The following is a 20,094-nucleotide window of genomic DNA, read 5'->3' as shown; positions in this document are numbered from 1 at the left end:
GCCCCCATGTCCTTCCGCCTGCTTTCCGGCGATCCTCCGCGCAGCACGCTGCTGGCGGTCATGCTGGTCGCCATCGTCCTCGCGCTGGCCGCGGCGCCCTTCCTGTTTCCCGGCCCCAAGTCGCTGGCCGTGGCGGCCAAGATCCTGGTGTTCGTGATCCTGGTCGCCAGCTATGACCTGCTGCTGGGCTACACCGGCATCGTCAGCTTCGCCCACACCATGTTCTTCGGCATCGGCGCCTACGGCGTGGCCATCGCCAGCATGCGCATGGACGCCAGCTGGCTGTCGGTGCTGGCGGGCACGGCGGCCGGCCTGGCCGTTTCGCTGGTGTTCGCGCTGGTGATCGGACTGGCCAGCCTGCGGGTGCGCGCCATCTTCTACGCCATGATCACGCTGGCGGTCGCGGCGGCGTTCCAGACGCTGGTGTCGCAGCTGTCCGACCTGACCGGCGGCGAGGACGGGCTGAACTTCAAGGTGCCGCAGATGCTGCGCCCGGCCTACCGGCCGTTCTCCGAGCCGCTGTTCGGCGTGACCATCGATGGCCGCATCATCACCTACTACCTGATCGCCGCGGTCTGCGTGGTGCTGTTCCTGATGCTGCTGCGCATCGTCAATTCGCCGTTCGGCCGCGTGCTGCAGGCGATCCGCGAGAACCCCTTCCGCGCCGAGGCCATCGGCTACCGCACGGTGCTGTACCGCAGCCTGTCGAACCTGCTGGCGGCGGCCTTCGCCACGCTGGCCGGCGCGCTGTACGCGCTCTGGCTGCGCTACAACGGGCCGGACACGTCGCTGTCGTTCGAGATCATGCTCAATATCCTGCTGATGGTGGTGATCGGCGGCATGGGCACGATGTACGGCGCGGTGATCGGCGCCAGCCTGTTCGTTTTCGCGCAGAGCTATCTGCAGGACGGGCTGCACGTGATCCACGACGCCGTCGCCGGCGTGGCGCCGCTGGCGTTGCTGTTCGAGCCGGACCGCTGGCTGCTGTGGCTGGGCATCCTGTTCGTGCTGTCGGTGTATTACTTCCCGACCGGGATCGCCGGACGGCTGCGGGAGCGGGCGCGGCCCTAGCGTCCGCCCTGGCGCATCGTGTCGGCGTCGCGTCGCAGGTCGTTGACGCGCCGCTGCATCTGGTCGACGCTACGCTGCGCCGCGCCGCCCAGCTGCGATCCGGAAGGCGTCGGGGCGAGCGGCGCCATGTTCATCGGCGCGCCACTGTTCAGGGGAATCATCGCCGGCGGGTACGGGTCCGCCGCGGCCGGCTTCTGCGTCAGGAGACGTTCCAGCACCTGCAACTGATCGCGCTGCACCTGCAACGCGCGTTCGTTGTCGAGCACGGCCTGCTCGCCTTCGTCGTCGGTGCCGAAGATGGCGGCGTGGTCGAGCGACAAGCCATCCAGGCGCACGCGCGGGTCGGGGCCGGCGTTCAGGATGTTGCGGCCGAGCGCGGCGGGGTCGGTGGCGGGCGCGATGCTGCCCGCCGGCTTTGCCGGGGTCGCGGCGGCGGAACCCTCGGCCACGGCCGGAGGTGGGGTTCGACGCGCGTCCTGCCCTTGCGCCCACGCGGGCATTGCTGCCAGCAATCCGAGCGCGAGCGCCTTGCTGAAACCTCGCATGATGTCCTTCGCTTCTGAGGAACACGAGACGGGGCGCGCTGAGCGGCGCCGGCCTGATCGTGCATCCGCACATATTACTTCCCGCCGCCAGGCCGGCCTGTGGCGGGCCCTGGCGCCGTGGCGCTCAGAAGCCCACGCGGTCCTCGGCGGCCAGGGGTGCGCCCAGGTCGCGCTCGTCCATCTCCCAGATCAGCAGGCGCGGCGGGCTCTGCTTCCAGGCCGGGCTCTTGAAGTACGCCTGCGCCGCGCCGCCGAACTTGCCGCCATCGCGGGCGAAGTTGCCGACGGCCACGCCGAGGTCCTGCGACAGCTGCGGCAGGAACTCCGAAGTACGCGAGAACGAGGTGCCGACTAGCGCCAGCGACGGCAAGGCGCTGTCGCCGAACAGGTCGTCGGCATCGCCGGCCGAGGCGGCGGCCTCCGGCGCATAGGTATGCAGCGCAACCACTTCGGCGCGCGGCTGCCAGGCCAGCGGCAGCCAATCGACCCCGGCCAGCCGCACCAGGTCGCCGGGCCGCGGCGCGGGCGGCTGGGCGGTGACGCGCCAGCGCTGCGGCGCCTGCAGCGCGACGCCGCTGGCGCGCACCTGGGCGGCGACCGCGCGGGCGGCCGCGCCGGCGCCGGCCTCGGTCCAGTGCGAATCGTTGCGGTAGTAGGCGTCCTGTTGCACGCCGCGCAGCGCGGCGCTCAGGTCGACCGTCGCCACGCCCTGCGCGCGCAGCACGCCGACCCAGCTCGACAGCCGGTCCTCGAACCCCGCCGACCGGTGCAGGCCGCACAGGCGCTCGGACTCGATGCGGCTCTTGTCCGGCACCACGGCCACCAGCAGCTGGATGCCGCGCGCGGCCAGCGCGTCGCGCAGCGACACCACGATGCGGGCACGCTCGGCCTGGTTCTCGCGGGCGGCCGGATGCGGCTGCAGTTCATCGCCCAGGAACAGCCAGCCGTCGCAGCCCCGCCGCACCCGCGGACCCAGGTCGGCCAGCGTCAGCCAGCCCAGGCCGCGTTGCAGGCGCGCGGCCTCGCTGCTGAATGTCATGTCGGCCAGCCGCAACGACAGGTCGTGCGTGACGCCGCCATCGAGTACCCGCGGCAGCGAGGTGTCGTCTGGCAGCACGTCGTGGTCCAGGCTCCACCAGATGTTGCTGAGCATGGCGCCGGCCATGAAGAGCACCAGCGCCACGCCGGCGAGCTGGCTGGCGCGGCGGTTGGCCACGGAGGCATGGGCTATGGGCGGCGGGGCCGGGGTGTCGTGATGGACGCTCATCGTCTCCGGCCTCAGAACTGGAAGTAGAGGAAAGGCACGGCGCCGCGCGCCGCGATCAGCGCGTAGGCCAGCAGGAAGCCGGCGACCGGCCACACCGCGCTCCAGGCCGTGCGCAGCATGCCCGCCGGCCGCGCCGACCACCACGGCTGCCATGCGGGCAGGATGACGCACACAATGCCCAGCGCGGCGGCCAGCCAGTGGGTCGGCCGCAGCACGTACGACATCGAATCGCCCAGGCCGATGCCATTCAGGCCGAACTGGCCGCGATACATGGCCAGCGCGGCATGGAAGTCGACCGCGCGGAAGATGGTCCAGGCCAGCATGACGAACAGCAGCGTCGCGATGCGCGACAGCCAGCCCGGCAGCGCCGGCAGGCCATTGCCGCCCCAGGCGCGGGCCACGGCCAGGGCGGCCCCATGCGCCAGGCCCCACAGCAGGAAGTTCCAGCTTTCGCCGCCGTGCCAGAGACCGGCGATGCCCATGGTCAGCAGCAGGTTGCGGTAGGTCTTCCACACGCCCAGGCGATTGCCGCCCATGGGGATGTACAGGTAGTCGCGGATCCAGCTCGACAGCGACAGGTGCCAGCGCCGCCAGAAGTCCTGGATGCTGCGCGCCAGGTAGGGGTTGTTGAAGTTCTCCGGCAGGTGAAAGCCCATCATCAGGCCCAGGCCGATGGCCATCGCGCTATAGCCGGCGAAGTCGAAGAACAGCTGCAGGGTGTAGGCGCCGCAGCCGATCCAGGCGTCGGCCAGCGACGGTGAACGCAGGGCGAAGGCGGCATCGACCACCGGCGCCAGCGTATCGGCCACCAGCACCTTCATGCTCATGCCAACCATGAAGCGCCTCGCGCCCAGGCAGAAATTGCGCCAATCCATGGTGCGATGGGCGATCTCTTTCTCGACCCAGGCCCAGCGGATGATGGGGCCGGCGATCAGCTGGCCGAACATGGCCTTGTAGGCGGCGAAGTCGATGAAGTTGCGTTCGGCCCGCACGTCCTGGCGATAGACGTCCACCAGATAGGAGATGGCCTGCAGCACGAAGAACGACAGGCCCGCCGGCAGCGCCACCCGTTCCCAGGCCAGCGGCACGGCGCCCGCCATGGCGGCGATGTCGTTGAACGTGGTCACCAGGATGTTGGCGTACTTGTACCAGCACAGCGCCGCCACATTGGCCGCCAGCAGCAGGGTCAGCAGCACCTTGCGGCGATGGCCGGCGCGCAGCTGCTCCAGCATCAGGCCGCCGGCCCACGCCACCACGGTCACCGCGACCAGCAGCAACAGGTAGATGGGCTTGAGCCAGCTGTAGAAGGTCCAGCTGCCGACCAGCAACACGAAGTTGCGCGCGCGCTGTGGCGTCAGGGCGTAGACGACGAGGAACAGCGGCAGGAACAGCGTCAGGAATTCGAGGGACGCGAAAACCATGGCGGGAGGTGGCCGGAGATATTGTTATCGAAGCGGGGGCCGCGCCCCCGCCGGTCATGGGCCGGATCAGCGGGCCGTCTGGTCCGCCGCGTGCAGCAGGCGCGGACCCTGCGCCGACGGCAGCAGGAACACGGTGTGGCGGTCGCCGGCCTGCAGCGCGCCCAGGTCCAGTTCCTGCCCCGCGGGCTGGCCGCCGCAGCTGGCGCGCACCTTCAGGGACACGGGATTGACCAGGCGCCGGGCGACCGCGCCCTCGGCCACGTGCTCGAACATCGCCAGATTGCGCGGCACGGCCAGCAGGCCGGCGTCGGCGCACGCGGGGTCGAGGTTGTAGAAACCCACCGAGACCTTGAGCGCGTTGAAGTCCTCGGGCTGCTCGCGCACGATGCGCGCCTGCAGGCCGTCCTTGCCGGGCAGGCCGACCACCGAGGCGAATTCACCCGGTTGCACCGAGATGTCCACCTCCTGCTTGCGGCCGGCGCTTTCGAGCAGGCCCTGCATCTTCGCGCCTGCCTTGACCGGCATGAAATCCGACGCGGGATGGGCGGCATCGAGCTGGATGCGCGCCTGCGATCCCTTGGCGCTCACCGCCATCGGCTCGGCGCCGGCGTTGACGAAGCGCACGAACGACGCGTCCTCGGCCGGGCCGGTTTCATAGAGCTGGATCTGCGCCGCGCCGGCAACGCCGGCGGCCAGGGCGAACGACAGGGCGGCCATGCCGCGCGACAGGAGGATGCTCATCCGTGGTCCTTTGGTAGCGGGGATCGCGCGCGTCATTTCTTCTGCAGCGCCTTGACCTGCGGCAGGTCGCCCAATTGCTTGGCAATGGCGTCGCCCCAGGCCTTGTAGCCGGTGTTGGTGTAGTGCTGGCCGTCGGTGGTGGGCCACTGGCCGGGCGTCGAGAACTGGGTCGAATCGATGTACGCGCAAGGCGCCACGTTGCTGCCCAGGAAGGCCGACACCTGTTTGACCCGCGCGAAATTCTTGTTGTACTTGCCGCCCTCGGTGCCCCAGCTGGGACCGATCCAGACGCAGGCCGTGCCGGTGCCCGAGATGGCCTTGGTCAGCGCGGTCGTCTGCTGCCAGGCCCAGGTCTTGGGAAAGGATGGATTGGTGTAGCCGGCCATGGTGTCGCCGAGCACGATCACCACCAGGTTGGGCTTCTTGGCGGCGATCAGGTCGGTCACCGGCGTGGTGCTGGCGTCCTTGCCCTTGAGCACGATCTGGCCGCCGTTCAGGCGCTCGGCGCCGCCGCAGGTGCTGGGCGTGGCCTTGAGCCAGTCGCCGGCATTACTGCCGCACACGCCGATGGTCTGCACCACCGCGCCCTGCTTGACCAGGTCGTCCTGCAGGGTCGTGATCAGGTAGCCCGGCGCGGCCAGATGGCTGTCGCCGATCAGCAGGATGCTCATTCCGGCAAAAAGAGAGGTCAGCATGGCAATACTCCTTGATGAATCGTCCCTAGCGGGCGTATGGCGACTGATAGGGATTGACCGGCAGGTCCAGCGGGCGCGTCTGCGGGTAGAACGCGTAGCGCAGGTAGAGCCCCCCGACGTACTGGCGGTAGTCGGTGGCGTTGTCCATCGCCAGCGAACCGCCCAGGAACAGCTTGGGCGACAGCTGGTACTCGCCCGCGGCCGCCAGGTTGTAGCCCACGCCGGTGCGCGACTGCCCCTCGTAGGTCGCCGAGGCGCCGTAGACGGCGCGATTGGCCGTGTTGGCCGCCGCCTGCATGCCGCCGTTGGTCGGGAAATAGTCGGCGCCGTCTTCCTTGAAATGACGCAGGCCGACCGAGCCTTGCAGCTTGTAGGTAAAGCGGCCATCGCGCTGCGCCCACGTCACCGGCACGCTCAGCGCGTAGAACTGCTGCGGACTGAAATAGCCGCCGTGGCCGTAGGTGAAAAAGCGCTGGTTGTTGTCGTAGAAGATGGCGCCCAGGTTCAGGCCGGCCGTCAGCATGCGGTCGGTTTCGCGCGTCAGGTTCCAGTAGATGCCGGTGCCGACCTCGGTGCGGCTGTTGGACTCGACATTGTGGCCGTCCAGGCTGCGCCACGAACCGTAGGCGTAGACGCCGTAGTCCTTGTTGTCCATACCGATCTGGCCGCCCACGCCGGTGGCCGTGACCGCGCCCCAGCGCTGGCCGGTGCGGTCGTCGCGCGCGCCGGCGAACGACAACAGGCTGTCGGTCACCGCGCGGCGCGACAGGTCCACGCTGTACCAGGTGCCCGCGCCGCGGTCGATGGGGCCGTTCAGGCGCACGCCGCCGACCACGTTCGAATACTCGAAGCCCAGCGGCGTGGTGCCGATGTCGGCGCTCAGGCCCTGCATGGTGTAGCCGACCGACAGGCCCACGCCTGTATCGCGCTGCTTGCCGGCATCGCCCACCAGCCCCAGTTGCTGCGCCTGGGCGGCCACCGGCCCGCCACCGAAGCGGCTGTTGCTGGCGTAGCCATCGCCGAGGCGACCGGCGTCCAACATCACAGCAGTCGCGCGCAGCGAGATCTTGCCATCGCCGGCCGGAATCAGGGCCTCGACCGCAGAGTCGATCTCGGTCAGCTTGCTCATGCCGGCCTCGCCATTGTTGGAACGGACGAAGTCGCCCACTCGGACCTCGGCGCTGCGTTCCTGCCTGACCTCGTCGAGCTCCTGCTGCAAGGAGGGCGCCACCGCGCCGCGCCCGCCGCCATAGGCCGCGCCACCCGCGGGCGCGTTGGCGGCGGCGCGCGAATCCTGCGCGCCGGCGATGACGTAGGGTTCCTGGCGCGACGTCGTGGGCGCGCCGTCATAGCTGGCGCCGTAGCCCGCGCCATAGCCGGCGCCATAGGTGGCGGCCTGCGGGTCGTTCAGGGCCTCGCCCATGACCTGCGCCGCGCGGGTGGAGCGCGACCGCTGGCCCGGCAGGCCGACGAACGGATTGCCGTCGGCATTGCCGCCGGGCGCCGCGGCGCTGGCCATCATGGTGCCGCCGCCGCGCGCCTGCTGGGCCGCGATGGCCTGCTGGTACAGCTCGGCGGCGCGCGACGTCTTGCCGCGCGAGCGGTAGATGCGCGCCGCGCCGGCCAGCACGTCGGGATCGTTCGGCGCCAGCGCCAGCGCCTTGTCCATCGCCGCCGAGGCCGAACGCCAGTCGTCGGCCTCGGCGGCGATGCCGGCCACGGCGATCTGCAGCTGCGCGTTGTCGGGATCGCGCGCCTGCAGGCCGCGATAGATGGCCAGGGCCTTGTCGCGGTCGCCGGCGGCGACGTACATGCGCGCCAGCGCGCCCTGGGCCAGGGGATCGTCGGGCCGGCGCTTGAGCACCGGCTGCAGGATGTCGTAGGCCGCCACCAGGTCGCCGCGCTGGCGCATGGCCTCGGCCTGGCGCACGGTGTACAGGCTGACCAGGTCCTGGAAACTGCGATGCTGGTCGGCGTCCATGGGCAGCTTCTGCACCTGGCGCAACACCGCTGCCGTGCCCGCGTCATCGCCGCTCTTGAGCAGCACGCTGGCGTACGGGATCAGCACATCCGGGCCCGCCGGACGGCTTCCATTCACCAGCGGCCGCATCACGGCCAGCGCCTGCGGCGTGTCGCCCGCATCGATATAGGCCTGGGCGATGGCGCCCAGCAATTCGGGATCGCCGGCGGCCGTGGCCTGCAGGCCGGCCAGGCGCTGGCGCGCCTGCGCCGTGTCACCGGACTGCGCCAGGCGCGCGGCCTGGGCCGCCTGCTCGTGCACCCACACGTTGCGCTGGAAGCGCGTGATTTCGGGGGTGCGGCGGTTCTCGGGAATGCGCGCCAGCGTGTCATAGGCGCGGCCCCATTCGCCGCGTTCGGACGCGAACAGTGCGCTGGCGTGCAGCGCATCGGCCGAGTCCGGCTGCGCGCGCAGCGTTTCATCCATGATCTGTTGCGCGCGGACCGATTCGCCGCCGCGCAGCAGCAGCCGCGCCAGCTCGTAGGTGGTCCAGGGATTGCGCGGGTCGGTCCTGCGCGCGTCTTCCAGCATGCGGCGCGCGCCGGCCGTGTCGCCGCGCTTTTCCGCCTCGCGCGCCTGGCCCGCCATGACGGCGGCGCGCAGCCGGCTGACATAGCCCGCCTGCCCCGCCGGCAGCGCATCGACCAGCCGCAGGGCCTCTTCGGCGCGGCCGGTCTGGGCCAGCACGTCGGCCAGGCCGCGGACCGCCTCGGGATCATTCTTGTGGCGGGCGAGCACGTAGCGATAGGTCTTCTCGGCATTGGCCATGTCGCCGGCGCTGGCATAGGCCCGGCCGATGGCGTTGTAGGCGCCGGTGGCGTTGCCGTCCAGGCGGATGGCCTGTTCCAGCAGCTTGCGCGCGCCGTCGCTGTCGCCGCGCTGGCGCGCCGCCTCGGCCTGGTCCAGCAGGTTCCAGTAGCGCACCCCGGCGAGGGCGCGGGTCCAGTTGCGCCCGGCGCCGGGACGGGCCGCCGCGCGCGACAGCAGTTCCTGGGCCTCGGCGTTGCGGTCCTGCTGCATGCGCACCAGCCCCAGGCCGCCCAGGGCGTCGGGGTCGTTGGGGGTGGCGCTCAGCTTTTCCTGGAACGCGGCCTCGGCCGCGGCCAGGTCGCCATTCTTCAGGGCCGCGAAACCACGCGCCAGGCGCGCATCCTGGCGCCAGACCGGCGCCGGCGCGCCGCGTTTGGCCGACGGATTCTCGTAGACCGCGCGCACTTCCTTGTCGTCCGGGTGCGCCGCCAGATAGGCCTCGAACAGGGGCTTCTCGCTGGCGTTGGGCGCGCCCAGCCAGATCAGGCCGGCGCGCCAGCTTTCGGCGGCGTCGGCGCCGACGTCCTTGCGCTGCGCCAGCTGCGCCAGCATGCGCACGCCTTCGGCGCGCCGGTCTTCGTCGCGGATCAGGTGCTTGGCCAGGGCCAGCTGGACATTCGGATTGCCGGGCATTTCGCGCGAAAGCCGCTGCAGGCCGGTGATGGCGCGCGACAGGCCCTTGTCCGTATAGCCGAGGAAGCTGTAGTACTCGAGCGCGATCTCGCCCTGCGGCTCGCGGCCTTGCAGGGCCTGGTCGTAGGCTTGCATCGCCTTGTCGATCTCGCCCGAGGCCGCCAGCATGCGGGCGCGGTCCAGGTCGGCCGCGGCGGTGCCGCCAGCCAGGCCGATATCCTGCTGCAGGCGCTTGGTGAAGGTGCCGTTGGCGTTGAGCTGCTTGAGCCGGGTCAGGTAGCCCTGGGCGTCGTCCAGGCGCTTCTCGCGCACCGCCGCCAGCCCCAGGCCGTACATCGCCTCCTGCTGCGACGGATCGGACAGCAGCAGCTTTTCCCAGGCCTGCGCGGCGCGCTTGGCATCGCCCTGGTTCTGCCAGTAGCGTCCCTGCTCCAGCAGCGAAGCGGTGGCGGCCGGTTGCGCCCAGCCACTCTGGTGCATCAGGGCGGCCAGAACGCCGATGGCCAGCTTGTGGCGGTTCAAGGACATTTCTTCTCCCACTCCAATGACACACGGCCGGTGGCACCGAACCGGTAACGCTGCTCGAACCAGCCCATCCCGAACAGGCTGAGTACGTAATCGTAATAAGGTGGCTGCTGAACCGCCAGCCGCGCCGGGCTCTGGCTGGCGGCCCAGGCATCGCGCACGCGCCGCAACTGGCCCTGCAGCAGGTCATTCTGCCCGCGCGCCTGGAAGTACGGCAACAGGGCCGCCGAAAAACCGAACGGCCCCTGGCCCTGGGCCTGGCCGCTGTCCACATCGACCGACTCGGGCGGCACGCCCGTGGCGGCGACGGCGGTGGCCATGCCGGATAGCGCCGCCAGCAGCGGCCGGGCGGCCGGGTCGCCGGCCGGCGTCATGCCGGCCCACAGGTACGTGCGGATCGCATCGTAGCTGCCCTTGGCGCCATGCACCGGATCATTTTCGTATTGGCCCAGCGCCCCGCCCTGGCCCGACACGCGGCGGTAGGCGACCCAATCGGCCACGTACCCCTGGGGCGTGGTCGCCTGGATCACCCGCACCGTATTGTTGGCCACCTGGTTCCATGGTCCCTTCGCCGAGGCCTGCGCCAGCCGGCGCAGCACCGGCACCGGCAGGTAGCTCGGATTCAGGCGCCACAGGTCGGGCTGCGCGAAGCCCTCGGGCGCCGGCAGCAACATGCTGCCCAGGCCGGGCAACGGGACCACTTCGCGCCCCTCGATCAAGGCCAGCAACGCCTGCGCGTCGCGGGTGTAGGCCGGCTGGCGCCAGAGCCGGCCGGCTTCGAGCAAGGCATAGGTGAACCACAGGTCGGCATCCGACGCCGCGTTGCTGTCGAGCACGCCCCAGGCGCCGTCGTCGCGCTGGCCCCAGGACCACGCCGGCAGGCGCTGCGCGGTGTCGCCGCCCGCCAGATTGGCCACGCTCCAGCGCCACAGCCGCTCGAAGGTCTCGCGGTCATTGGCGACCAGGGCGAAGAACATGGCGTACGACTGGCCTTCCGAGGTGCTCATCTTGCGCGGCGTGCTGGCATCCACCACGCGCCCGTCGGGCTGCACGAAGTGCTTGACGAAGGCCGACCACTCCGGCCAGGCCACCGCCGTGCAGGCCGGCGCGGCCCGCGCCGCGCCCGACGCCGCCACGGCCAGGCCGAGCGCCAGCAACGCCCGCCGGGCACGCTGGCGCCAGGCGGAACGGCGGCGGGCGGGCCGGGCCGGATGCATCAGGCGTCCTTCTTGCGCAGGCGGCGCAGCAGCGCGCGCAGCACGGCCAGCGCCACGGCGATGCCGACCAGCCAGACCAGCGCCATCACCACCAGGCGCAGCAGGGTGTAGCCCGGCAGCCGCGACGAGACCCACCAGTCGATGCGCTTGAGTAGCGGCAATTCTCCCAGCGTGTAGGTCTGGTCGCCGACCAGCGCGTCGATCTGCTTGCCGCGGATCACGGACAGGCTGCCCTGCACGCTCTTGTCATAGCCTTCGCCGCCACGCAGCGCGGCCACGGCCGCGTCCAGCCCGTCGGGCTTGCTGCTGGCCAGCAGCACCACGCTGCGCTTGGCGGCCAGCGGCGATTCGAAACCGGCCACGATCGCGCTGACGCCTTCGCCGGTGTAGCTCATGGCCACGCGCGGCTCGCGCCGATCCAGGCGCGGATCGGCATGGAACCAGTCCGTCACGCGGTAGATCAGGTCCGACAGGCCGAAGTGCGCGCCCGATTCATAGCTGCCGGGAATGTGCGGAGCCCAGGTCTTGAGCAGCGGATTGGCGGTGTCGCCCGCGATCACCAGCAGATCCTTGCCGGCCTGCCCGCTGGCCTGCTGCGCCCGCGTCACGGTCACGCCGGTGGCCGGATAGCCCGTGGCATCGCCCAGGCGACCCAGCACGTTCAGGTAGGCCGAATAGGCCGCCGCGTTGGCGCGGTCATCCAGCACCACGGCCGTTTCCGACAGGTCGGCCATGCGGGTGAAGGGGAAGCCCGCCTGCGCGAACGCGCGCAGATCCGGCATTTCGATGAAATGCGGATATCCCGACAGGTCGATGGTCGACTCGGGCTCGATCATGCCGCGCACGTTGTCGATGATGATGTCGCGGCACTCGCCCTGCTTGATGTAGTCGTACATGTAGCGGAACTGCAACTGGCCATTGGCCTTCAGCAGGTCCAGCGGCACGTCCAGCTGGGCGCGCATCGGCAGGCTCTCGTCGGGCAGCACTTCGGCGCGCAGCTTGTCGCCGCCCTCGATGCGTTCCAGCGCGAACAGCGGCATCGACTTGACGAACTCGCCGTTGACGCCGAACAGCAGCGAGGAATTGAGCGACGTCGGCTGCGGCGTGTAGCGGTAGCGCAGGTCGATCGGCACCTTCTTTTCCTGCCAGCCGAACAGGTCCGGCGGCACGCGCACGTCGATGCGGATGGTGTCGGGGCTGAAGCCCGACACGTTCAGTCGCTTGGGGTCGATCAGGTCGCCAAAGCGCACCGGGCGGTCGGTGCGCAGCCAGCGCGGCGCGTCGTACGGCTGGCGCGGCTTGACGTCGGCCAGGCGCGTGATGGCGGCCGACTGGCCGGCCAGCGTCTGGCTGCCAAGCGCCAGGGCGGCGGCGGCCTGCTTGAGGTCCTTGCCGTCGCGGCCCAGCACCAGCAGCAGCTTGCCTTCCGGATCGTTGGGATTGGTGACGATGGCCAGCGTCGGGCCATTCACGGTGGCCTGGGTCAACCCGGCGGTGGCCGCGCCCATCGCGAACACCACGGCATTGCCGCGGCTGGGCACCTGCGCCACCGCGGCCGGGAAGTCCGAGCCGCGATAACCCGCCAGCCCGCCGAACCACGAGGACAGCGCGCCGGCGGCTTCCAGCGTGGCGTTGTCCGGCTCGGCCTGGAACACGAACGGCAGCACCAGCTTGCGCATGTCGCGACGATCGAAGAACGGCAGCGGCAGATTGGCCAGCTCGTTGGGCAGCGGCAGCGCCGCGGTCGCCAGGTCCAGCGTGCTCAGGTTGCTGATGTTGGCCCACAGGCTCGAATGCAGCGGGTCTTCGCAGTTCAGCGTGTAGTGCCCGATCAGCTGCAGGCGCAGGTCGTTGTACGGCGTGATCAGGTAGGGCGGGATCTCGATGGTCTGCCGCAGGTTGCTGCCGGCGGTCTCGCGCGGCACCGGAATGGTGGCGGCCACCTCATCGTTGACCAGCACGTTGATGTGCGACAGGTCGGACAGCAGCGCGGGCGAATAGGCATAGCGCAGGTCGACCCGCGCGCCGGTCACCACGCGGTCGTTGCGCACGCTGAAGTTCAGCGTATTGCTGCCATCCACGCCGCGCAGGTTGAGCGGATACTGCGCGCCGAGCTGCTTGAAGGTGTAGGTCTGGTCGGCCACGAACGGCGCCGGCGCCGCTGCGGCGGCCGGCACGGTGCCCGGCGCCTCGGCCGCGCTGGCCAGCAGCGAGCAGCCGGCCAGCAGCGCCAGCGATGCGCGGCCGAGCGCATGGCCACGACGGCGCGGCGAACGGGACGGCGTCGCCTGCGCGGCCGGCGGTTGGGTCGAACGGATTTTCTTATGCATGATCACGATCCCAGGCGGCGCTGAGCGCGGGCGCGCAGCGACAGGTAGAGCAACACGGCGATGACTAGCGCGCTCAGGAGCAACGCCCCCACGAGCGTGAGCGGATGGCGTGCGAAGAACCACTGCAGGCCCAGCCAGGTCGGCAACGAGCCCACGTAGTAGTTCTGCTCATCCTGCAGGGTATAGGCCTCCTTGCCGCTGATCACCGTCAGGCTGCCGCCGATGCGGTCCTGCGGGTTGTCGGCCTTGCTCTCGGTGTCGCGGCTGGTCAGCAGCGCCTGCACGGCGCTGGCCAGGCCATCGGCGCTGGTGCCGGACACCACCACGGCGCTGCGGCCGGACTGCAGCGGCGATTGCAGGCCGGCCAGCGTGGCCGAGACGCCACCGCTGGAGAACGCCAGCTGGATATCGGCCTGGCGCTTGCGGTCGCGCGGATCGTTGCCGAGCCAGGACGCGACGCCATCGACCCAGCCCGACAGGCTGAAGCGGCGCTCCTTGCCGTTGAAGCCGCTCGGCAGCGCATCGCCCCACTGCGCCAGCAGCGGCTGGTTGTCGCCGGAGGCCAGCACCAGCAGGTCCTTGTCGCGTTGCGCCGCGACCTGCCCGCTCTGGGTAACGGTGACGCCGGTGGCGGGATAGCCCGTCGCCTGCCCCATCACGCCCAGCAAGGTCAGGTAGGACGAGAAGTCCGACACGCCCGCGCCCTCGGGCATGACGACCGCGGTTTCCGACAGGTCGGCCATGCGCGTGAACGGGAAGCCGGCATCGGCGAACAGCGACAGGTCCGGCATGGCGGCGTACTTGGGCAGGCCGGAGATGTCGATGGTCGAGCCCGGATCGATCGCGCTGCGCACGTTGTCCAGGATGCTGTTCTGGCACTCGCCCAGTTTGGCGTACTCGTACACGTAGTTGAATTGCAGCGCCGTCTGCGGCGGCAGCAGATAGGTCGGCACCATCACCCGCGCTTTGCCTTCCGAGACCGGCACGCCGGTCAGGCGGTTGTAGACGCCCGGGCCTTCGTGCAGCGCGAAACTGCGGATCAGCTGGTTGCCGGCCATCATCTCCATGACCGACTGCTTGGCGCCGGGACGCGGCGAATAGCGGTAGACCAGGTCCACCGGCACGCCATCGCTGTGCCAGCCGAACAGGCCCGGCGGCACGCGCAGGTTGACCTGCACCGGCGGCGGCCGATGGCCCGAGACGTTGAGTTCGCGAGTCGGCACCAGCTCGCCGAACGCCACCGGCCGGTCGCTGCGCAGCCAGTTGGGCGCGTCGAACGGCTTGCGCGGCCGCGGCGTCTCCAGGCGCGTGATGCGCGCCTGCGGGCCGGACAGCGCCTCGCTGCCGAGCGCCAGCGCGGCGGCGGCCTGCTTCAGTTCCTTGGCGTCGCGCCCCATCACCAGCAGCAGCTTGCCGTGCGGGTCGCGCGGGTTGGTCTGCATCGCCACCGACGGACCGTCGATCGTCGGCGTCGTCAGCCCGGCAACGGTATCGCCCGGCTGCAACAGCACGACCGCGTTGCCGGTGGCCGGCAGGTCCTGCAGGTGGGCGTCGAACTTGGCGCCGCGGTATCCCGCCAGCGCGCCGAACCACGAGGCCAGGACGCCCGCGCTCTCCAGTCGCGCCGTATCTGGAGTGCGGCCCAGCACGATCGGCAGCACCAATTGGCGGATGTCGCGGCTGTCGAAGAACGGCACGGGCAACAGCGCCAGGTCATTGGGCAGGTCGACCGGCATCACGGTCAGTTCCAGCGTGCTGCGGCCGGCGACGTCGGCCCACAGGCTGGAATGCACCGGGTCCTCGCAACCGAGCGTGTAATGGCCGATCAGCTGCACGTCGAGCCGGTTGTAGTCGGCCAGCGCCGGCACCGGCAACTCGACCGTCTGGCGGGTCGGCGTGGCCGCGGCTTCCTTCGGCAGCGCCACGCTGCCCGCCACCTCGCCGTTCAGCAGCACCTTCAGGTGCGACAGGTCGGGCAGCAGCGCGGGCGAGTAGCTGTAATCCAGATTGACGCGCGCGGAAGCCCAGTCCGTTGATGCCGTCCACGCCGCGCAATGGCAGCGCGCTCTGGCCGCTCAGGCGCGACAGGGGCACGGAATAGGTTCGCGCGCCGGGCGGCAGCGCGGGCGCTGGCGCGGCGGCCGCGGCAGTCGTGGCCGTGGCCGCCGGATCGGCCGCCACGGTCTGGGCCAGGGCCGGCATGGCGGCCCCCAGGGCCAGCAACGCCGATAGCAGCCGCCACCGCAGGACGGGCCGCGCGGGAGACGGGCAAGGCCTGGGCGGCCAAGCATCAAGCCTGGGAATCATCGCTCTGTCGTCCTCTAGTTTTTGGTGGACACGGACGTGGGACGGCGCACGGCCGCAAGGCTGCGATCGCGCAACTGGCGCAGCAGCAACGAAAAACCGCGTACGCCGATGCTCGAGATCTGTCTCAACGCGACCCACGGCGAGTCGGGCGCATTGTTGCCCCAGGTGCTGGCCCAGGTATCGGCACGGCCAAAAGTCATCTGCGCCAGGTCGCGTTCCTGCTCCAGCGTCAGCGACTGGAAGCTGATCCCCAGGCGGTCGCCGCGGCTGAACGTGACCAGCGCCGGGAACATCGCTTCCTCGTCATTGCGGAACAGCGACACGCTCAGCGGCATGCCGTTGGGCACCAGCACCCCGGGCGGCAGCACCAGGCCCAGGCCGCCCTGCGAGTAGTCGCTGGTGCGGCAGGCGACGGTGCGTCCATCGGGCAGCAACAGCATGGCCGCCAGCGAAATCGCCACGCGCGGCGTGTTGCGCAGTTGCCGGACCTCGCCGGCCACGGCCACGCTGGCGCTGGTCATGACGATGTTGTAGATGGTCCAGATCAGGTTCAGCACGATGGTCAGGCGCGCGTCCACGCCCCCGTACCCCGCCACCAGGCTGACCACGCCGACGATGAAGCCGGCCAGGTTCAGCCCCAGCAGCACCACGTAGGGCCGCGCCAGCGTCCAGTCGAAATACGATTCGCGGATGATGCCGCCCTTGGCCGTCACGTTGAACAGCGCGGTCTTGGGGCTGATCAGCGTCACCAGCGCCGGGCGCATGATGTACCAGGCCAGCACCGATTCGTAGACCTCGTTCCAGAACGAATGGCGGAAGCGCCCCTGGATGCGTGAACCGGTCAGGTTGGACAGCACGATGTGCGGCAGGGCGTAGGCCGCCACCATGATGGCCGATGCCTGGAACACGTTGGCATGGAAGAACAGATAGGCCAGCGGCGCCGTCAGGAACACCACCCGCGGCAGGCCGAAGAAGAAGTGCAGCATCGCGCTCAGGTAGCACAGCCGCTGCCCGATCTTCAGGCCCTTGCCCAGCAGGGGATTGTTGGTGCGGATGATCTGCGCCATGCCGCGCGCCCAGCGCGTGCGCTGGCCGATGTGGCGCGACAGGTTCTCGGTCGCCAGGCCCGCGGCCTGGGGCACCGCCAGGTAGGCCGTATTGAAGCCCAGGCGGTTCATCTTCAGGGCGGTCAGCGCGTCCTCGGTCACGCTCTCGACCGCCACGCCGCCGACGGCGTCCAGCGCCGAGCGGCGCATCACCGCGCAGGAACCACAGAAGAACGTGGCGTTCCACAGGTCGTTGCCGTCCTGGATCACGCCGTAGAACAGTTCGCCTTCGTTGGGCACGTTGCGGAAGGTGCCCAGATTGCGCTCGAACGGATCGGGCGAGAAGAACACGTGCGGCGTCTGCAGCAGCGCCAACTGCTTGTCCTTGAGGAACCAGCCCATGCAGATCTGCAGGAACGAGCGCACCGTGACGTGGTCGCAATCGAACACCGCGATGAATTCGCCGTCGGTCTTGGCCAGCGCGGCGTTGATGTTGCCGGCCTTGGCGTGCTTGTTGTCCGGGCGCGTCAGGTAGCCCACGCCCGCCTGCTCGCTGAACTCGCGGAACTCCTGCCGGCGGCCGTCATCGAGCACGTAGACGCGCAGCTTGTCCGCCGGCCAGTCCAGCGACTGCGCCGCCAGCACCGACTGGCGCACCACGTCCAGCGGCTCGTTGTAGGTGGGAATGTAGACGTCCACGGTCGGCCAGGCCGATCGATCGACCGGCAACGGCGTGGGCTTGCGCCGCAGCGGCCAGGCCGTCTGGAAATAGCTCAGCAGCATGACCGTCAGGGCGTAGATTTCCGCCAGCAGCAGCCCATAGCCAAAGAACGCGTCCACGACATTGTGAAAGCCGATGGTGTCCGTGATGCGCCAATACATGTAGCGCAACGACGTGATGACCGACAGCATCACCAGCGTCAGCGTCGCCAGCCGTCCGCCCACGCGGTGCAGCAGCAGCGCCACGATCACACAGAACGCCGCGAACATCATCTGTTGCGGCAGGCCCATCTCGACAGCCACGGCCAGCACCGACAGCACGCCGGCCAGCACCAGCGACAACACCCGGACCCAGCCCATCTTCCAGATGCGCCAGGACAACAGGCTGTTGCTCAGGCGCGAGAGACGCGGACTGTGCGCCGCGGTCTCGTTGGTCACCGACTTCATGGCTGGTCCTCCCGGGGCTCGCGCAATTGCCGCAGCAGCCATTGCGCGCTGATGCCGATGTCATTGCTGGCCTGGCTGTGCGGGGCGTGGTCGATCACGGTGGCGCCGAAGGCCAGCGCCTCGCTGACGGTGGCGTCGCGGTGGATCACGCCGGCCAGGCGGTCGGCCAGGATGCCGCGCATCACCTGCAGCGTGTCCTTGGCCAGCGGGGCCGCGCTGTCGGCCTGGTTGACCACGAAGGCATGGCCCATGAATTCCGGGCGCCCTTCGCAGTACTGCGCGATCAGGTTCTCCACCTGCGGCAGCGTCGCGTAGGAAGCGGCATCCGGCAGCGTCACGACCAGCACCAGGTCGGCGCAGCGCAGCGCCTGGCTGAGATAGCTCGACGGCCCCGGCGGCGTGTCCACCAGCACCACGGTATCGGGATCGAGATCGAGCGCCCGCAAGTGGTTCGCCAGCCAGGCGTCGTCCTGCCGCATCTGCTGTTCCAGCGCCAGCCGGTCCGCCTCATTGATCTGGCCGAACGGCAACAGGTAGGGGCCGGCGTCGCCCCGCACCACCGTTTCGCGCCAGGGGATGCTCGCCAGGCTGGCGCGCGCCAGTCCGGCCTCGGCGGCCTGCGATTCGACGCCCAGGTGAAAACGCAGCGCGTTCTGCGGATCCAGGTCCACCAGCAGGGCGGAATGGCCGGCCCGGCTCAGGGCCAGGCCCAGCGTGGCGGCTATCGTGGTCTTTCCTACCCCGCCCTTGGCGGAAACAATCGCGATGGTTTTCATTTTTTCGCCGCTTTAGAAGATGGCGGATCCTGGGTCGCGTCCGCGGGCGCCGTCCGCGCCAGGCGCGCGAAGACGCCTTGCAACGGCGTCGCGGCGCTGGCGGGCGCGGGCTCGGGGGCAACCGCCGCAGGCCGCTCGGGCGCGAGGGTGGGTTCGATAAGGACTTTCGGCGCGGGCCGCGCGGGAGGCTCGGCCGCGACCGGGGCGCGGGGCGCGGCAGCGGGCGGCGCCGGCGCAACGACCGGCGCGCTGACCCGCGGCTCGGCGACGACAGCGGCAATGGCCGCGGCCGAGGCGACGGCCGCGGCAGGCGCGGCGACCACCGGCTCGGCGGCAGGCGCCAACGGGGTTTCCCGCGAGGGCGCCCGCGGAATCTCCAGCGCATCCAGCGCCGGGCGCTGCACGCGCGCGCCCCGGATCAACGCGGCCACCTTGGCCGCATCCACCGCGGCGCCACGGCGCACGGGCGCGAATCGCGACAACGGCAGCGCCGACACGGCCGCGCCGGGCGCCAGCGGCCAGGCCGCGGCCTGCGCGGGGCGGTCGGCGGGCGAATCACCGGCGGCGGGCGGCACGCCGGCCTGCCCCGGCCGGATGCGGCTCAGCAGCGGCCAGCGGCCGCGCGCGGCGTGGGCCCGGTCCTCGCGGCCGATCTCGCGATAGTTGCGGGGATCGCCCCCGAACTCGCGATACAGGCTGGTGATGTCGTTGTCGTCTCTCATCCGTGGTCCCGCGTCCTAGCGGCCGAACCGGTAGAGAATGACACCGTGTTCATCGGACGCGCGCTGCTGCGTCACCTTCAACTGCGCATCGGCGCCCAGCAGGCGCATCCACGATTCGTAGGCGCCTTCCAGGAATCCCGCGCTCCAGTCCAGGTGCGCGGCGCCGAACGCCGCGCGCAGCGGCGCGCAGTAGTGCGCCAGCGCCAGGTGGTCCTCGGCTTCTTCGATCTCCACCCACCCCCAGTCCAGCGGACGCCAGACCTGGTTGATGGCGGACTGCATCTCGGCGATCGACGCGGCGCTCGACAACGCATGCCTGTCGGCGAACTGCTCGCCGGCGCGCCGCATCAGCGTGTGCAAGCGCTGCACGGTCAGATCCTGCGACAGCTCCTGGGCGAAGGCCGCCAGCACATCGCGCCACTGGCTGGCACAGAGTCGATCATCGAGGTGGGAGAGGATGGCGCTTTGCACGTTGTTCCTTCGTCATGGACAGGCGACAGGACTTGGCCCGCAAGCGTCAGCGCGACGCGCCGCGGGACCAGGGCAAGTGTTGAAAGGCAAGGCTAGCAGGCATGCGGCGGCCCGGGTAAAGGCCGCCATGCCGAGTTGTTTCATACAGGCGTCGACGCGAATCGAGGCCGCGCGCGGGAAACCGCGCGTCAAGGGAGGCGCGGACGACACGGGGGACATCCTGGCTTTCAGGCTTTGCATAGCCTGCATCCGCGAGTTGGCAAGGCGGAGCTGCGGTACTTTAGGCCGCATTCTTGGAGCATGACCTTGCGTCTTAGACGGCAGCGCGCG

14 protein-coding genes are annotated in these 20,094 nt (G+C 70.2%); 1 reads left to right on the top strand and 13 read right to left on the bottom strand.

The genetic code is table 11. The features are described from left to right. The first annotated feature begins 6 nt into the window (after nucleotides 1–6). Nucleotides 7–1,071 carry a branched-chain amino acid ABC transporter permease gene (locus AC1HFW_RS21610; RefSeq protein WP_241073114.1) on the top strand — a complete coding sequence of 355 codons (1,065 nt, stop codon included), beginning with the start codon at nucleotides 7–9 and terminating at the stop codon, nucleotides 1,069–1,071. Here AC1HFW_RS21610 and AC1HFW_RS21605 read toward each other — a convergent pair. The 13 genes from AC1HFW_RS21605 to bcsD all read right to left on the bottom strand — a co-directional run bounded on the left by AC1HFW_RS21605 (nucleotide 1,068) and on the right by bcsD (nucleotide 19,764). Continuing rightward, entirely contained in the window at nucleotides 1,068–1,616 is a 549-nt protein-coding gene (locus tag AC1HFW_RS21605; RefSeq protein ID WP_479285185.1) for a hypothetical protein, read from the bottom strand. The genes AC1HFW_RS21610 and AC1HFW_RS21605 overlap by 4 nt on opposite strands. 124 nt (nucleotides 1,617–1,740) lie before the next feature. Continuing rightward, nucleotides 1,741–2,883 (bottom strand): alginate O-acetyltransferase AlgX-related protein, encoded by a 1,143-nt coding sequence (locus AC1HFW_RS21600; protein WP_479285184.1) that lies wholly within the window; start codon nucleotides 2,881–2,883, stop codon nucleotides 1,741–1,743. A gap of 11 nt (nucleotides 2,884–2,894) precedes the next feature. Next, the gene (locus AC1HFW_RS21595; protein ID WP_006392043.1) at nucleotides 2,895–4,304 is read right to left on the bottom strand and encodes an MBOAT family O-acyltransferase; all 1,410 of its coding nucleotides are present in this window, start codon (nucleotides 4,302–4,304) and stop codon (nucleotides 2,895–2,897) included. Between the two features lie 66 nt (nucleotides 4,305–4,370). Continuing rightward, complete coding sequence (locus AC1HFW_RS21590) at nucleotides 4,371–5,045, bottom strand: cell division protein FtsQ (RefSeq protein WP_479285183.1); 675 nt, start codon at nucleotides 5,043–5,045, stop codon at nucleotides 4,371–4,373. Between the two features lie 32 nt (nucleotides 5,046–5,077). After that, entirely contained in the window at nucleotides 5,078–5,740 is a 663-nt protein-coding gene (locus AC1HFW_RS21585) for an SGNH/GDSL hydrolase family protein (RefSeq protein WP_006392045.1), read from the bottom strand. A gap of 25 nt (nucleotides 5,741–5,765) precedes the next feature. Then, nucleotides 5,766–9,731 (bottom strand): cellulose biosynthesis protein BcsC, encoded by a 3,966-nt coding sequence (locus AC1HFW_RS21580; RefSeq protein ID WP_479285182.1) that lies wholly within the window; start codon nucleotides 9,729–9,731, stop codon nucleotides 5,766–5,768. After that, entirely contained in the window at nucleotides 9,722–10,945 is a 1,224-nt protein-coding gene (gene bcsZ, locus AC1HFW_RS21575) for a cellulose synthase complex periplasmic endoglucanase BcsZ (protein WP_479285181.1), read from the bottom strand. Before bcsZ ends, AC1HFW_RS21580 begins: the two co-directional genes overlap by 10 nt. Next, nucleotides 10,945–13,275 (bottom strand): cellulose biosynthesis cyclic di-GMP-binding regulatory protein BcsB, encoded by a 2,331-nt coding sequence (gene bcsB / locus AC1HFW_RS21570; RefSeq protein WP_479285180.1) that lies wholly within the window; start codon nucleotides 13,273–13,275, stop codon nucleotides 10,945–10,947. Before bcsB (AC1HFW_RS21570) ends, bcsZ begins: the two co-directional genes overlap by 1 nt. 2 nt (nucleotides 13,276–13,277) lie before the next feature. Further along, entirely contained in the window at nucleotides 13,278–15,245 is a 1,968-nt protein-coding gene (gene bcsB / locus AC1HFW_RS21565) for a cellulose biosynthesis cyclic di-GMP-binding regulatory protein BcsB (RefSeq protein WP_479286535.1), read from the bottom strand. Between the two features lie 351 nt (nucleotides 15,246–15,596). Further along, nucleotides 15,597–17,795 (bottom strand): UDP-forming cellulose synthase catalytic subunit, encoded by a 2,199-nt coding sequence (gene bcsA / locus AC1HFW_RS21560; protein ID WP_006392050.1) that lies wholly within the window; start codon nucleotides 17,793–17,795, stop codon nucleotides 15,597–15,599. Continuing rightward, nucleotides 17,792–18,571, bottom strand: a complete 780-nt coding sequence (gene bcsQ / locus AC1HFW_RS21555) for a cellulose biosynthesis protein BcsQ (RefSeq protein ID WP_061072914.1) — start codon at nucleotides 18,569–18,571, stop codon at nucleotides 17,792–17,794. The genes bcsA and bcsQ overlap by 4 nt, the downstream gene beginning before the upstream one ends. Further along, complete coding sequence (gene bcsP, locus AC1HFW_RS21550; protein ID WP_479285179.1) at nucleotides 18,568–19,293, bottom strand: cellulose biosynthesis protein BcsP; 726 nt, start codon at nucleotides 19,291–19,293, stop codon at nucleotides 18,568–18,570. Before bcsP ends, bcsQ begins: the two co-directional genes overlap by 4 nt. 15 nt (nucleotides 19,294–19,308) lie before the next feature. Then, a complete protein-coding gene (gene bcsD, locus AC1HFW_RS21545; RefSeq protein WP_035359764.1) occupies nucleotides 19,309–19,764 on the bottom strand; it encodes a cellulose biosynthesis protein BcsD in 456 nt (151 codons plus the stop codon). Nucleotides 19,765–20,094 lie beyond the last annotated feature (330 nt).

The organism is Achromobacter sp. ISS7, from assembly GCF_056523125.1.
The sequence above is the reverse complement of the archived record's forward strand: the minus strand, read 5'-3'. Positions and strand labels throughout refer to the sequence as shown.

What these genes read in the sequence shown, in the direction of transcription:
- AC1HFW_RS21610 (WP_241073114.1), top strand. Translation starts at nt 7, where the DNA reads ATGTCCTTCCGCCTGCTTTCCGGCGATCCTCCGCGCAGCACGCTGCTG.
- AC1HFW_RS21605 (WP_479285185.1), bottom strand. Translation starts at nt 1,616, where the DNA reads ATGCGAGGTTTCAGCAAGGCGCTCGCGCTCGGATTGCTGGCAGCAATG.
- AC1HFW_RS21600 (WP_479285184.1), bottom strand. Translation starts at nt 2,883, where the DNA reads ATGAGCGTCCATCACGACACCCCGGCCCCGCCGCCCATAGCCCATGCC.
- AC1HFW_RS21595 (WP_006392043.1), bottom strand. Translation starts at nt 4,304, where the DNA reads ATGGTTTTCGCGTCCCTCGAATTCCTGACGCTGTTCCTGCCGCTGTTC.
- AC1HFW_RS21590 (WP_479285183.1), bottom strand. Translation starts at nt 5,045, where the DNA reads ATGAGCATCCTCCTGTCGCGCGGCATGGCCGCCCTGTCGTTCGCCCTG.
- AC1HFW_RS21585 (WP_006392045.1), bottom strand. Translation starts at nt 5,740, where the DNA reads ATGCTGACCTCTCTTTTTGCCGGAATGAGCATCCTGCTGATCGGCGAC.
- AC1HFW_RS21580 (WP_479285182.1), bottom strand. Translation starts at nt 9,731, where the DNA reads ATGTCCTTGAACCGCCACAAGCTGGCCATCGGCGTTCTGGCCGCCCTG.
- bcsZ (WP_479285181.1), bottom strand. Translation starts at nt 10,945, where the DNA reads ATGCATCCGGCCCGGCCCGCCCGCCGCCGTTCCGCCTGGCGCCAGCGT.
- bcsB (WP_479285180.1), bottom strand. Translation starts at nt 13,275, where the DNA reads ATGCATAAGAAAATCCGTTCGACCCAACCGCCGGCCGCGCAGGCGACG.
- bcsA (WP_006392050.1), bottom strand. Translation starts at nt 17,795, where the DNA reads ATGAAGTCGGTGACCAACGAGACCGCGGCGCACAGTCCGCGTCTCTCG.
- bcsQ (WP_061072914.1), bottom strand. Translation starts at nt 18,571, where the DNA reads ATGAAAACCATCGCGATTGTTTCCGCCAAGGGCGGGGTAGGAAAGACC.
- bcsP (WP_479285179.1), bottom strand. Translation starts at nt 19,293, where the DNA reads ATGAGAGACGACAACGACATCACCAGCCTGTATCGCGAGTTCGGGGGC.